Source organism: Mesorhizobium sophorae (assembly GCF_002270415.1).
GTDB lineage: Bacteria > Pseudomonadota > Alphaproteobacteria > Rhizobiales > Rhizobiaceae > Mesorhizobium > Mesorhizobium sophorae.
On sequence record NZ_NNRI01000021.1, the window covers coordinates 435,267 to 448,028 of the forward strand.

General features: G+C 59.5%; 8 protein-coding genes and 4 pseudogenes. 11 read left to right on the plus strand and 1 reads right to left on the minus strand.

The genetic code is table 11. From position 1 onward, the window contains the following. Positions 1–37 precede the first annotated feature (37 nt). Both CGZ66_RS41095 and CGZ66_RS30320 read left to right on the plus strand, forming a co-directional pair. Positions 38–214 (plus strand): annotated as a pseudogene (locus CGZ66_RS41095) (IS3 family transposase); the annotation flags it as partial. A 420-nt stretch (positions 215–634) separates the two neighbouring features. After that, the gene (locus tag CGZ66_RS30320; protein WP_095090419.1) at positions 635–1,462 is read left to right on the plus strand and encodes a helix-turn-helix transcriptional regulator; all 828 of its coding nucleotides are present in this window, start codon (positions 635–637) and stop codon (positions 1,460–1,462) included. Positions 1,463–1,705: 243 nt separating this feature from the next. Here CGZ66_RS30320 and CGZ66_RS30325 read toward each other — a convergent pair. After that, a pseudogene (locus tag CGZ66_RS30325) lies at positions 1,706–2,433 on the minus strand (IS6 family transposase). A 207-nt stretch (positions 2,434–2,640) separates the two neighbouring features. Here CGZ66_RS30325 and CGZ66_RS30330 point away from each other — a divergent pair. The 9 genes and pseudogenes from CGZ66_RS30330 to CGZ66_RS30380 all read left to right on the plus strand — a co-directional run bounded on the left by CGZ66_RS30330 (position 2,641) and on the right by CGZ66_RS30380 (position 12,728). After that, positions 2,641–3,984, plus strand: coding sequence for an IS1380 family transposase (locus tag CGZ66_RS30330; RefSeq protein WP_095090420.1), 1,344 nt, complete (start codon positions 2,641–2,643; stop codon positions 3,982–3,984). A gap of 432 nt (positions 3,985–4,416) precedes the next feature. Then, positions 4,417–5,115: pseudogene (locus CGZ66_RS30335) on the plus strand (IS5 family transposase); the annotation flags it as partial. 380 nt (positions 5,116–5,495) lie between these two features. Then, complete coding sequence (locus tag CGZ66_RS30350) at positions 5,496–6,980, plus strand: recombinase family protein (RefSeq protein ID WP_245331301.1); 1,485 nt, start codon at positions 5,496–5,498, stop codon at positions 6,978–6,980. Positions 6,981–7,031: 51 nt separating this feature from the next. Further along, positions 7,032–7,418: a transposase gene (locus tag CGZ66_RS30355; protein WP_095090381.1), complete on the plus strand. Its 387-nt coding sequence runs from the start codon at positions 7,032–7,034 to the stop codon at positions 7,416–7,418. Then, entirely contained in the window at positions 7,415–7,759 is a 345-nt protein-coding gene (gene tnpB / locus CGZ66_RS30360) for an IS66 family insertion sequence element accessory protein TnpB (RefSeq protein ID WP_023693549.1), read from the plus strand. Before CGZ66_RS30355 ends, tnpB begins: the two co-directional genes overlap by 4 nt. 76 nt (positions 7,760–7,835) lie before the next feature. Further along, positions 7,836–9,476, plus strand: a complete 1,641-nt coding sequence (tnpC, locus tag CGZ66_RS30365; protein WP_095090422.1) for an IS66 family transposase — start codon at positions 7,836–7,838, stop codon at positions 9,474–9,476. A gap of 214 nt (positions 9,477–9,690) precedes the next feature. Further along, positions 9,691–9,828, plus strand: a pseudogene (locus CGZ66_RS41865) (IS5/IS1182 family transposase); the annotation flags it as partial. A 498-nt stretch (positions 9,829–10,326) separates the two neighbouring features. Continuing rightward, positions 10,327–11,655: an aspartate aminotransferase family protein gene (locus tag CGZ66_RS30375; RefSeq protein ID WP_167392305.1), complete on the plus strand. Its 1,329-nt coding sequence runs from the start codon at positions 10,327–10,329 to the stop codon at positions 11,653–11,655. A gap of 14 nt (positions 11,656–11,669) precedes the next feature. After that, positions 11,670–12,728 (plus strand): phosphotransferase, encoded by a 1,059-nt coding sequence (locus CGZ66_RS30380; protein WP_095090423.1) that lies wholly within the window; start codon positions 11,670–11,672, stop codon positions 12,726–12,728. The last annotated feature ends 34 nt before the right edge of the window (positions 12,729–12,762 follow it).

Sequence of the window (12,762 nt, forward strand, 5' to 3'; positions counted from 1 at the left end):
GGGCCGGTCCCGTGGGTGTTCCGTCGCCGAGTTGTTCAACACCGCGAGGCCTCATTCCTCGCTCGGCTACCAGACCCCGGCGGCATACGCCGAGGACATCACCGCAACCGGCTCCGACGCTGTGCTGATGGAAGGCTCTGCGCCTCCGCCGGTTGCTCAACCCGCGCCAAGAGGCGTAACAGAAACGGCCAAGGCTCTAATCGCCGCTGGATGAATGTTCAGTGGCAGGTCAGACGGGCTAGTGGCCCGTTACCCCATCTAGCCCGTCGGACATTCAAGGGCGTCGCCGTTCCGCTCGCCTACAAGATCGCGAAGATCATCTAGGCCCGGCTGACAAGGGCTGGACCTATTGGAACCTCGGTGTAATAGAGGCTAAGGAAATCGCCTGAACCAAGAGATCGTCTGCGCAGATCTGTTCTTCGACTTTACATTTTGAAATCAACTTTTAGCAAAGTTAAACATTATACAACGGTGCACATACAACTTTTAACATATAATAATTTTACGAGTTGCCGGAATTTGATATAGATTTGACGATGTCGACCACGCCGCAAAGAGCTTGGCATCAGACTGCTTTGGGCATTGTTGGTGCCTGTGACAACATCCAGCGTAAAATTGCTGTGGAGAAGAGACTATGGAACGCCCGCGGACGACTACAGTCTCTCAATTTCGAGGGCGATCAACCAAAGCCCGACCAACTTTGCATTTTCCTCAGGCTACCGAGGAGAAGTTTGCCGTCGAGTTCGGCCGATTTCTGGACCGCACCAACGGTGTTGCTCAATCCGAGCAGTTGTTTGATTTGTTGTCTGCTTTTGCTCTGAATTTTGATTGCCGATGGGTCGCCTATGGCTCAATTACATCCAACCAAAAAGGTTTAAAGCCGGTCCGATGCGATCCGGCCGTCTTGCTGAACTTTCCTGAGGAATGGCAGGAGCGCTCTTTCGAAATGGGTTACGACCGGATAGACCCCATCGTCAAGACATGTCGAACGCGACCAGACGCCTTTCGATGGAGCGAGGTTTACAATGATGTAAGCACGACGGAAGACGAACGGCGAGTTTTCGACGAGGCTGCGACGTTCGGCTTAAGGTCAGGCATTAGCGTCCCGTTGCACGGCCCCGACCGCAGTTTTTCGATCATGAGCTTCGCTCAAGTCTGGAATGGAGAGCTCCACAATAGAACAATCACTTACTTGCAACTTGCGGCGTTACATTTCCATCTCAAAGTCACTGAGTCCGCCATTTCGAGCGACACGGAAAGCGAACCCGACCTCTCTCCGAGAGAAAAGGAGTGTATCTTATGGATAGCCAGAGGAAAATCCTCCTGGGAAATAGGGCGGATTGTAGGAATATCGATTGACACAGTGAATTTCCACGTCAAAAATGTATTGCGAAAAATGGATACCCCGAATAGGACGGCGGCGGCTATAAAGGCCATAAACTTAGGAATTATAGACTTTTAAGACACAATACACGACTCATAGGTTTTTGAAGGGTTTTGGGAAATACCTCAGATTGACCGTATAGCCCCGAACCAGGCCGACGATCAGAACCCCCAACGTCTATAGTCGCGAATTGCGCCGCACGAAATGACGCTTTAGGATTTCGATTTGGGGGGTGTGAATCGGCGTGGCTGGATCCTTTTGGCGAAGACGGTGGCGTCGCCTTAACTTGGGTTGGGCACGGGATGCCCCGATGTGGCCTCTTCACGCGGCTGTCGACAAAGCGATTTGCCTCCAGACCGCCATAGCGGCGGCTCGAATGTCGCGGTGATCGGCGGCTATCAGATGTTTCCGGTGAAGATTGAAGAGGTTGGCGATCGGGCCATGGATGGAAACGAAGCGCTGGCATTGTCGTGCCGACTTGAACCGGATCATACCTCGTTCTCGCCGCCGAACTGCCAGATGAGAATTCTCCGCTCGGTTATTCAGCCCCTTATGCGATCGATGCTCGACACCTGGCATGATTTCCCTTTGGCCGCATCGTAGGATCTGAGCTTGTCGGGGATCATGACGCGCGGCGTGATGCCTTGCCCTTTCAGCAGCTTTCGCATCAGCTTCAAGGCCGCCTTCTTATTCCGGCGGCTCTGGATCAAGGCATCGAGAACATAGCTATCGGCATCGACGACCCGCCACAGCCAGAATTTCTTGCCCTTGATAGCAACGACCATTTCGTCGAGATGCCACTTGTCGGCAAAACTGCCCCTGGACCGCCGCCGGATGGAGCGGGCATATCCGCGGCCGAACTTGGCAGCCCATTCCGCGACAGTCTGGAACGAGACTTCGATGCCGCGCTCGGCCAGAATATCTTCCACATGACGCAGGCTCAGTGGAAATCGGAAGTCGAGCCACGCCGCATGCGCTATGATCTCGGCAGGAAAACGATGACGCTTGTATCGGAGCGTCATAATATCGGTGGGCGGGTGCGGGCTCATGCCCGTAAAGTCCGCCGAAAATGTTAAGGCGACGCTACCCCATACTCTCCGTTTGACCTTCTCACACTTTGGCAGCCCGCTCTAGCCCGTCTTATGCACGACGACCCGTCTGAGGGGCTGGCGGATGTAGCTTAAGCGATTGATGTGGCGTAGGATTTTGGTGCTGAAGCCATTCCTGTCGCCCACATCTTGCGAGCCACACCCGCCATGACCGACGATACGTTGCTGCCGTTCTCGTTTCCAGCCGTTGGACGCAAGAAGATCACAGCTGCGTTTGACGGCGGACGCATCACCTCGGATGGCGGCGTGATGCTGCTGGCCGCGGCCGAGCGGCGGCTGCACCTGGCTGACAGGCTTGCCGCTGCGATCCAGGATCCGCGCGATCCAGCGCGCGTGACGCACGCCATGGCTGACATCCTGCGCGCCCGCATCTTCGCCATCGCCTGCGGTTATGAGGACGCCAACGATCTCGATCGGCTGCGCACCGATCCGGCCTTCAAGCTCGCCTGTGGTCAGCTGCCCGACAGTGGGAATGACCTGTGCTCGCAGCCGACGTGTTCGCGGCTGGAGAACCTGCCGGACCTGCGCACTGTCATCCGGCTGGGCCGGGTACTGGTGGATCTGTGGCTGTCGAGCTATGTCGCGCCGCCCAAAAGCGTGACGCTCGACATCGATGACACGCTCGATGCCGTTCACGGCCATCAGCAGCTGTCGCTCTTCAATGCTCATTACGACGAGCGCTGCTTCTTGCCGATCCACATTTACGACGCCGCGACAGGGCGGCCGGTCGCCATGATCCTGCGTCCGGGAAAGACGCCGACGGGCAAAGAGATCCGCGGTCATCTGCGCCGGCTTGTCCGGATGATCCGCGCCCGCTGGCCGAGAACCCGCATTCTGATCCGCGGTGACAGCCCCTATGGGCGGGCGCAGGTCATGGCCTGGTGCGAGGATAATGCGGTCGACTACGTCTTCGGTCTGCCCGGCAACAAGGTTCTCCAGCGTCTCGTCGATGAAGTCGCCGATGATATCCGTACCCGCCGAGCGCTCGAGCACAAGCCGGCGCTGCGCGGCTACACCGAGACCCGATACAAAGCGAAATCCTGGAAGATGCATCGCCGCGCCTGCGCCCGCATCGAGGCGACCAAGCTCGGCCTCGACATCCGCTTCGTCGTCACCAACCTCGCCAACGGCTCGGCCCAGCACATCTACGACGTGGTCTATTGCCCCCGCGGCCAGGCCGAGAATCTGATCAAGATGCACAAGAGCCAGCTTGCCTCGGACCGCACCTCCTGCCGCTCACCAATTGCCAATCAGGTGCGCCTCGTCCTGCACACTGCCGCATACTGGCTGATGCTCACGCTGCGTGACGCGGTGCCCAAAACCCACCAGCTCAGCAAAGCCGAGTTCGCCACTTTGCGGCTCAGGCTCCTTAAGCTCGGCGCCCGCGTCACCGAAACCGTCTCGCGCATCCGCCTGGCCTTCGCCGCAGCCTGTCCCGAAGACAGCTTGTTCCGCGCGATCGCCATCACGCTGCAGCCGGCAGCACCATGAGCGCCGGGGCATATCGAATGCCCCCGCCGAACCCCACATCTCTACCCTCCAGCGCGTTCAACAAGTCCAGCCCAAGCCGCGGTGAAAAAGACGCCTCAACCATCCGCGCCGGCTCGCTGGCGGCAAACGCGCAATCGCGCTCATGAATAAGACGGGCTAGCGACGCGAGGTACCAATCACTATGCGGCCTTAATCGTACGGATCCGTAGTGTCAGTGGCCCCGAGTACATCATCCGCCGAAGCGGTCGAAACCTGGTAGCCGGAATTCGATGCCCAGGAGGGCGGTCAGCGTCGCGTCATTGAAGGTCTTGAACGACCGCCAGAAGCAGAGGTCGGAGCCGCACTGAAGTCTAAGTGTCCGTTCCAAAAAGAGGTGAGTGATTTCAGCGGGTTGTGATTCTGTCGGATTGCTGAGATACGACGGAGATCACGATGCCCTGGACCGAAACCACTCGCCCTCACTATGAACGGCGCTGCCCGCGCTACGCAAGCGACCTGACGGACGCGGAGTGGGCGCTGATCGAGCCGCTGATGCCGGCGCCGAACCGGATCGGCCGGCCCCGCAAGACGGACCTGCGCGAGGTTGTGAACGCGCTGCTTTACATGGCGTCGTCGGGCGGAGCATGGCGGCTTCTGCCCAAGGACTTCCCCCCGTTCTCGACGGTGCAGAAATACTTCTGGCACTGGCGCGACGAAGGATTGCTGCGCGCCATCAACAACGAACTCGTCATGGCGGCGCGCGAACGGGAAGGCCGGGAGGCGAGCCCGTCCGCCGGCGTCATCGACAGTCAGAGCGTGAAAACCACCGAAAGCGGCGGCGTTCGTGGCTTCGACGCCGGCAAGAAGATCATGGGCCGCAAGCGGCACATCGTCGTCGACACGCTGGGCCTGCTGGTCGGCGTCGTCGTTCACGCCGCCGACATCCAGGACCGCGACGGCGCCCCGGCCGTCCTGAAATCCATCCTCAAGCGCTGGCCGTGGCTGCGCCATGTCTTTGCCGATGGCGGCTATGCGGGGCCGAAACTGCGCGGCGCCCTGCAAAAGATCGGCACGTTCACGATGGAGATCGTCAAGCGGTCGGACAGCGCCAAAGGCTTCGAGGTCCTGCCGCGCCGATGGGTCGTAGTCCGCTGTACAATGTTGCCAAGTTTGGTTTCGAGTGGTCGGTGCGCATTGAGCGTCCACGCCGTATGCGGTCGCTTGTTGAGGTTCGCCGCGGTTGGGATGCGAGTCGATTTGTCGCGGCCGAATCAGAGCCAACTGCGGATTTAATGCGCCATCGACGGCCGAGCTACGAGCCGGCCGATGGAGGCGCACATGGTCCGGCGCATGGATCGCCCTGTGCTGCGCATACACGTGTCGTTCGAAGCGACAAGAACCGGCCCCCAACATCTGCTCGAGGCCTACGCCCATCTTGTGCCGACGGTACGGCGCACGAAGCAACGGCAGAAGCGTCGAGCGGACCCCTCATCGAAGGTGACGAAAGCGATGACGAGATCGGGAGGTGAGCAATGACCGAGACGCAATGTGCGCTCTATGCGCGGGTGTCGAGCGAGGCGCAGGCGCGCGATAACACGATTGCAAGTCAGGTGATTGCGTTGCAGGAACGCATTGCCACCGACGGCTTCATGCTTGAGCCAGGTTACAGCTACGTGGATGACGGCTACAGTGGTTCGACATTGCTTCGACCGGCGCTGGAACGGCTGAGGGATGCGGTTGCCGGTGGCCAAGTCGACCGTCTCTATGTCCACGCCCCCGATCGGCTCGCCCGCCGCTATGCCCATCAGGCGCTGCTGATCGACGAGTTTCGTCGTGCCGGTGTGGAGATCGTGTTCCTCAACCGCCCCATTGGTGGCACGGCCGAGGATGATCTATTGCTTCAGGTTCAGGGTGTGATCGCCGAATATGAACGGGCCAAAATCCTCGAGCGGAGCCGGCGTGGTCGCCGTCACGCGGCACGCTCCGGCTCCGTCAGCGCGCTGACGGGTGCTCCCTTCGGCTACCGTTATGTGAGCCGCGACCAGAGTGGCGGCCTGGCACGCTTTGAGGTCGTGGAGGAGGAGGCACACATTGTTCGTCTGATCTTCGCATGGGTCGGCCTGGATCGCATGAGCTTGCGAGGGGTATGCCGCCGGCTCGAGCGGATCGGCTGCCGGACGCGGACAGGAACGACGCATTGGTACGCCTCCACGATCCGCGGCATGCTCGCCAATCCCGCCTATATCGGACGGGCCGCTTTCGGGCGAGCCCGCTACGTGCCGACACGACCGCGGTTGCGGCCGATCCGCGGCCACTCACAACCCTCGCCGCACGCCACTTCGCGCGTTCCCGTACCGCCTGAAGAGTGGATCGAAATTCCTGTTCCCCCGCTCGTCGATCCGACCGAATTCGAGGCGGTCCATGCTCAGCTTGAGGAGAACCGGAAGCGCAAGCGCCAACGCACGCCGAGCTCGGACTGGCTGCTGCAGGGCCTCGCGGTGTGCCGGCGTTGCGGCTACGCCTATTATGGCAAGCGCGCACCTCGCGCCCGTAAGTACGACCCGACGGACACGCTGCGCTACTATCGCTGTATCGGCACGGACGGTTATCGCTTCAGCGGCCACCCCGTTTGCGACAACCCGCAGGTGCGCGGCGATCACCTGGAAGAAGCGGTGTGGGATCAAGTCAAAGGTCTCCTGGAGGACCCGCGCCGCATGGCCGAGGAATACCGTCGCCGCCTCCTTGCGGCCCGTGACGCAGTCCGTGAGCCGGAGGAGATCGCCCGCCTCGAACTACAAATGGCCACCTTGCGTCGTGGCATCGGTCGGCTGATCGACAGCTATGCCGAGGGCATCATCGACAAGGCGGAATTCGAACCGCGGATCGCGGGTCTGAAACAACGCCTTTCTCAGCTTCAGGTGCGGCACCAGGCAGCGGTCGACGTGGCCGAGAACGAACACGAGCTCTCACTCCTGATCAACCGTCTGGAAGGTAAGCGCGTAGGCATCCCCACGTAGCGTGCAGGCGGTTGATCGCTCATTTTCAGCATGAATCATGCGGAGAATCCTGTGAGCGACAGTATGAGCCATCATCGAACATTCGAGATTTTGACGGCGGAGCCTGTGCCGTCCCGACGCAAGCCGCGCCATCGGTCGGAAGACGAGAAGGCACGGCTTGTCGCCGAAGCGTTCTCGCCAGGGGGCAATGTGTCGGCGGTTGCGCGTTCCGAGGGGCTGGATCCCTCGCAGCTCTATGCGTGGCGCCGCAAGGCGCTTTCGTCGGGCATGGTTGCGCCACTGACGGAGGCAGCGAGCAAGCCGGCGAAGTTCACGCGCTTTGAAGCGGTGGGCAGCGGCACGGTGGAAATCGTCATTGGCGATGCCGTGGTGCGCGCCGGCGGCGATGTTGATCCCGATCGCCTGGCGAGGATCATCCGCGCGGTTCGCAAGGCATGATCGCTTCCGGTGTGGTGGTTTACGTGTCGTGCCAGCCGGTCGACTTCCGCAAGGGCGCGGCATCTTTGATGGCGCTGGTCAGGGACGGCGGCCTGGACCCGTTCTCGGGGGCGCTTCACGTATTCCGTTCGAAGCGTGCGGACCGGGTTCGCATCGTGTGGTGGGACGGCAGCGGGGTGTGTCTTTATTCGAAGACTCTGGAAGATCACAGCTTCTGCTGGTCTGCGATATCGGCCGCGCGCATGCGTCTCGACCACGCCCAGTTGATGGCGCTTCTGGCCGGGCTAGACTGGAAAAAGATCCGTCCGGCCAGGGTCAGGCGGCCGTTATCGACGGGCTGAAACCGGCCTGCGGCAAGATGAATCATGGGGCTGTAACGGTTGGGAAAGCGGCTGTTTTTGTGCTCTGTTGCTTGCCATGGTTCTACCGGATCTTGCCCTTCCCGACGACGTTGATGCGCTGAAGGCGATGATCCTTTCCATGGCTCGCGAGCAGGCTGCGAGCGAGGCCCGGATCGCAGTCGCCGAAGCTCGGATCGCAGCATCTGAGGCGGAGGTCGCCCGGCTGAAAGCCGTCGAGAAAAGCGCCAACGAGCGTATTGCCAACCTCACGTCGATCCTGAAAGTTTTGCAGCGCACGCAACATGGCACGCGTTCCGAGCGGCTACGCCTGGCCATCGACGACGAGCAGGCCTCCTTTGTCTTCGAGGAGGTCGAGACCGGCCTTTCGGCGATCCGGAGCGAACTTGCTCACGCGGCCGGGGAAAAGCCGAAGCGTGCCCCGCGCCCGCGCAAGGGTTTTGCCGCCCACCTCGAACGCATCGAGGAAGTTATCGAGCCGGAAATCCCGGCCGACTGCGAGGAGTTGGAAAAGGTTCTGATCGGCGAGGATCGATCCGAGCGGCTGGACGTCGTGCCGCCGAAGTTCCGAGTCATCGTGACGCGCCGTCCCAAATACGCTTTCCGGGGCCGTGACGGCGTGGTCCAGGCTCTGGCGCCGGCGCACATCGTTGAAAGCGGCCTGCCGACGGAGCGGTTGCTCGCCTATATCGCTGTCTCGAAATACGCCGACGGCCTTCCGCTTTACCGGCAGGAGGCAATCTATCTGCGCGACGGTGTCGAGATCAGCCGGTCGCTGATGGCGCAGTGGATGGGACATCTGGGCTTTGAATTGCAGATGCTCGCCGATTATATCCTGGAGCGTGTGAAGGAGGGCGAAAGGGTCTTCGCCGACGAGACGACCTTGCCCACCCTTGCCCCTGGGTCCGGGAAAACCACGAAAGCCTGGTTGTGGGCCTACGCGCGTGATGATCGACCGTTCGGCGGGACCAGCCCACCGATGGTTGCTTATCGCTTTGAAGATAGCAGAGGCGCCGATTGCGTGGCGCGTCACCTCGCTGGATTCGGGGGCATCCTGCAAGTGGACGGCTACTCGGCCTATACTAACCTGGTCAAGGCACGGGCCAAGGCCGGCGGCAATGAAACAATCCGGCTCGCAGGGTGCTGGGCGCATCTGCGGCGCAAGTTTTACGATCTGCACATCAGCGGGATCTCACAGGCCGCGACGGTAACGATCACCGCCATGACCGAATTGTGGAAGGTCGAGGACGAGGTTCGCGGCAAGGATGCTGGGAGCCGCGCCGCGCTGCGTCAGGAAAAGTCCGCGGCCATTGTCGCGAGCCTCTTCGACCTGTGGGAAAAAGAACTGCACAAGGTCTCCGGAAAATCCAAGACTGCCGAGGCGATCCGCTACGCGCTCACCCGGCGGGAGGCGCTGGAACGCTTTCTGATGGACGGTCGTATCGAGATCGACTCCAATATCGTCGAGCGTGCAATCAGGCCCCAGACAATTACGAGAAAAAATAGTCTCTTCGCTGGAAGCGAGGGCGGTGGACGCACCTGGGCGACCGTCGCGACACTTCTGCAAACCTGTAAAATGAATGGCGTCGACCCACTCGCCTGGCTCTCCCAGACCTTGACCCGCATCGCTCAGCGCTGGCCCGCAGCCAAAATCGAACTGCTCATGCCCTGGAACTTCAAACCAGACGCCGTCAGCTAACCGCTTACTCTGGAAGATTTCTCAGCCAAGGTGAAAGTAGGGCTCGCCGGCCTTGACAGGATCGGCACGCAGCAGATCATCCGTACCGTGGTCCGCCGGGTCGAAATCGACAACACGCAGGTAGAGATCGTCTTTAGGGTTCCGCCACTCGATGGCCCAGCCGGCCAGAAACCGCCAAGCCGGACAACCAGTTCCACGCAACATTGTACAGCGGATCGTCGAGCGAACCTTCGCATGGCTGGGCAGATGCCGAAGGCTGGCAAAGGACTTCGAGCGGTCCATCGAATCCGCACAGGCGTGGGTCTTCATCGCAAACATCCGCATGCTCCCCCGAAGGCTCGCAAGGGCATGAAAACACGACGGTCATTCTGATTCAGACACTAAGGATTCGCCTGTCTTGTGATGGTGTGCTTGAAACCGCAACTAAACCTCGCGCCGCCTTGCGCTGGCGTGATAGATCCGATCGTCGGATATGACAGCATCGAGCTGGCGAACAACGGGCGCATCGCGGCTTACTCGCGCTGCGCCCGACGGCAGCGCGCGCGGCTCCGACCGCCGCCTCGCATGTTGTCATCTCGTCGCGAGAAGACAACAATCTGCAAACTGAATTGGACAGCCGCGACCGCCGGCTGTCTATTGTTGATCAAAGCCATGGCTTTGATAGCAGCCGCTAGGGCACTCCTAATGAACGAATGCTTTTTTTTTGTAGCAGTGAGCGTAACGATTGCAACATGTCGCGCCCAGATTAAACCTGCAATTCTTATGCAGAGCGTTGCTCCTATTCGCCAGAAACAAGGTGGCCCGACGGAACGTCCGGTGGGGTTCTTTGATCGCTTACTGGCAGGCTGAGATGACCGCGCGCCACCCCAGCCTGATCGACGCGAGTGGTATAAGCCACCTGCCTGACCGCCTTCAGGACATCATCCGACGCCGGAGCGCGGTGCTCGGTCCCGGCTACCAGTTTTCCGAAACGATTCCGGTGGAGTTTGTCTCAAGTTTTGGTGCCCACCTAATAGACGCCGACGGCAATGACTATCTCGACGCGTATAACAACGTTCCGGGCGTTGGTCATGCCCACAGGCATGTTGCGGACGCCGTTTCTCGCCAGATTGCCTCAGTGAATAACGATACACGTTACCCCCAGGAGCCATTGGTTGCCTATGCAGAGCGGCTACTTGCGACATTCCCGGCTGATCTGTCGAAGTTAAGCTTGCCCTGCACCGGATCCGAAGCAAATGATCTGGCAATTCGGGTCGCCAGGTTCCATACCGGCGGTGAGGGTATTATAGCTACTCGTTGGGCGTTTCACGGTCGCACTCGTGAAGTCGCGAGTTTTTCCCCAATGCTAGGCGTTGGATCCCCGCTGGGACCGAACGTCCGACTCATTGGCGCTCCGGACCGACGGCTTTGCGAAGCTGGAGGATCTCTTGAGGGTTATATGCGGGATCAAGTGCGTTCCGCAATTATTGATCTCGAACGGCATGGATACAGGCTGGCAGCCTTGATTGCCGATTCCGCCTTTACCTCCGACGGCATTTTTACTCACCCAGTGGGCTTTATGCAGGCAATGGTGGACGAGGTTCACGCCGCTGGTGGCCTCTACATTGCAGACGAGGTTCAATCGGGGTTCGCTCAGTTCGGAGATTCGATGTGGGGATTCAGTCGCCACGCGGTCATTCCTGATATCGTCACGATGGGTAAAGCGATGGGCAACGGTTTCCCCATCTCTGGCGTCGTCTTTCGCCCGGAGGTATCTGACGAATTTGGGCAGCAGGTCAGTTACTTCAACACACTGGGTGGCCGATCAATCTCTGTGGCTGCGGCGTCAGCAGTGCTCGATGTGTTCGAGCAAGAGAACGTGCGTGAACGCGTTGTCATGAATGGCGCGACCTTGCTGGCAGGACTTGAAACGCTGACAAAGGATTCTCCATATGTTGCGGAAATCCGAGGCGGTGGCCTGTATCTTGGGATCGAGATTGTAGAGGACAGAGTGACGCTCGAGCCCGATCCCTTTCGTTGCGAAAGCATCATCAAACAGCTCCGCGACCGTCGAGTTCTGATCAGCCGGACGGGCCCTGCGGGCAACGTGTTGAAAGTTCGACCTCCAGTAGCTTTCACCGCTGCCGATGTGTCTCGATTCCTTGGGACCTTTGCCATCGTAGCGAAGCAGCTTCTTTAGAAGGCTCTAATAACATGAACAAATCACCTGGCGTGGTTTTGCAGCGGCTCCTAGAGGAGAGCTGCCTGCTCTCATCTAGCGAATCTATCGATGCCTTGCTGTTGAAAAACATACTTGAGAGCAATTATGGGCTCAGCGGAAACTTTGAGCGATGGGGCAGCGAAAAAGGCCATACGTTCAGCCTTAAGGCCGATGCGAATGAATACCTTGTAAAGGTGTCACCTTCTGACGAGCCCCAACCAGTTACGGCCCTGCAGATTGCTGCTATGCGTTATCTTGATGATACCGCTCACGCCTTGCCGATCCAGCGGATCACGTCTACCCTTGACCATAGGGATAGCGTTCCAATCGACTTAGGAGATGGCACCTGTCGAACACTCAGCGTCTTCTGGTTTGTCGAAGGCCTGCTATGGGAGCAATTGGATGCCAACGTTGAGCAGTTGACAAAGGCGGGAGATGTGCTCGGGCGAGTAAACGTTGCGCTGCGATCATTTAGGCATCCAGCTGCCGGGCGCAGCTTAGTTTACGACATTAGGCACTTTCTCGATTGGGCGGGACTTGTTGAGTACGCGCCAGACCCTAAGCACCGACTGCTGGCTCAGCGGGTCTTCAATCTCTTCGAAGAAGTCGTGCTACCGAGGCTGCCCAGCCTCGAAATGCAAGTGATACACGGTGACTACGCTCCCAACAATGTCGTGGTAGATCCGCACAGCGATGGCTTCGTGAAGACCATCCTTGACTTTGGTGACACTGTCCATAGCGCGGTGATCTTTGACCCTGCCAACACGGTCGCGCACCTGATCGGCCGCTCGCAGGATCACCCTTGGCAGGATGCCGTTGCCTTTGTCGCCGGGTACGAGCAGAGCCGGCCGATAAATAATTCAGAACTTCCACTTTTGCCAGTTTCGGCTCTCGCCCGGCTTACCATGCTCGCGCTGATCAGATACTGGAAGGCGGAGTGCACGCCTGCCCAGAGCGAGGAGCTACTCGCTAGTGCCGAGTATTACTGGGGCAACCTAGAGCGGGCCATGGCAGTACCGGTGGATAGCGTCATTGCACGTTTCCGTTGCTGAGCCAATGATCTTGGTACATGAGAGTGCATCGACC

Excerpts from the sequence above, each read along its gene's own strand:
- CGZ66_RS30320 (WP_095090419.1), top strand. The coding sequence starts at position 635 with ATGGAACGCCCGCGGACGACTACAGTCTCTCAATTTCGAGGGCGATCA.
- CGZ66_RS30330 (WP_095090420.1), top strand. The coding sequence starts at position 2,641 with ATGACCGACGATACGTTGCTGCCGTTCTCGTTTCCAGCCGTTGGACGC.
- CGZ66_RS30350 (WP_245331301.1), top strand. The coding sequence starts at position 5,496 with ATGACCGAGACGCAATGTGCGCTCTATGCGCGGGTGTCGAGCGAGGCG.
- tnpB (WP_023693549.1), top strand. The coding sequence starts at position 7,415 with ATGATCGCTTCCGGTGTGGTGGTTTACGTGTCGTGCCAGCCGGTCGAC.
- tnpC (WP_095090422.1), top strand. The coding sequence starts at position 7,836 with ATGGTTCTACCGGATCTTGCCCTTCCCGACGACGTTGATGCGCTGAAG.
- CGZ66_RS30375 (WP_167392305.1), top strand. The coding sequence starts at position 10,327 with ATGACCGCGCGCCACCCCAGCCTGATCGACGCGAGTGGTATAAGCCAC.
- CGZ66_RS30380 (WP_095090423.1), top strand. The coding sequence starts at position 11,670 with ATGAACAAATCACCTGGCGTGGTTTTGCAGCGGCTCCTAGAGGAGAGC.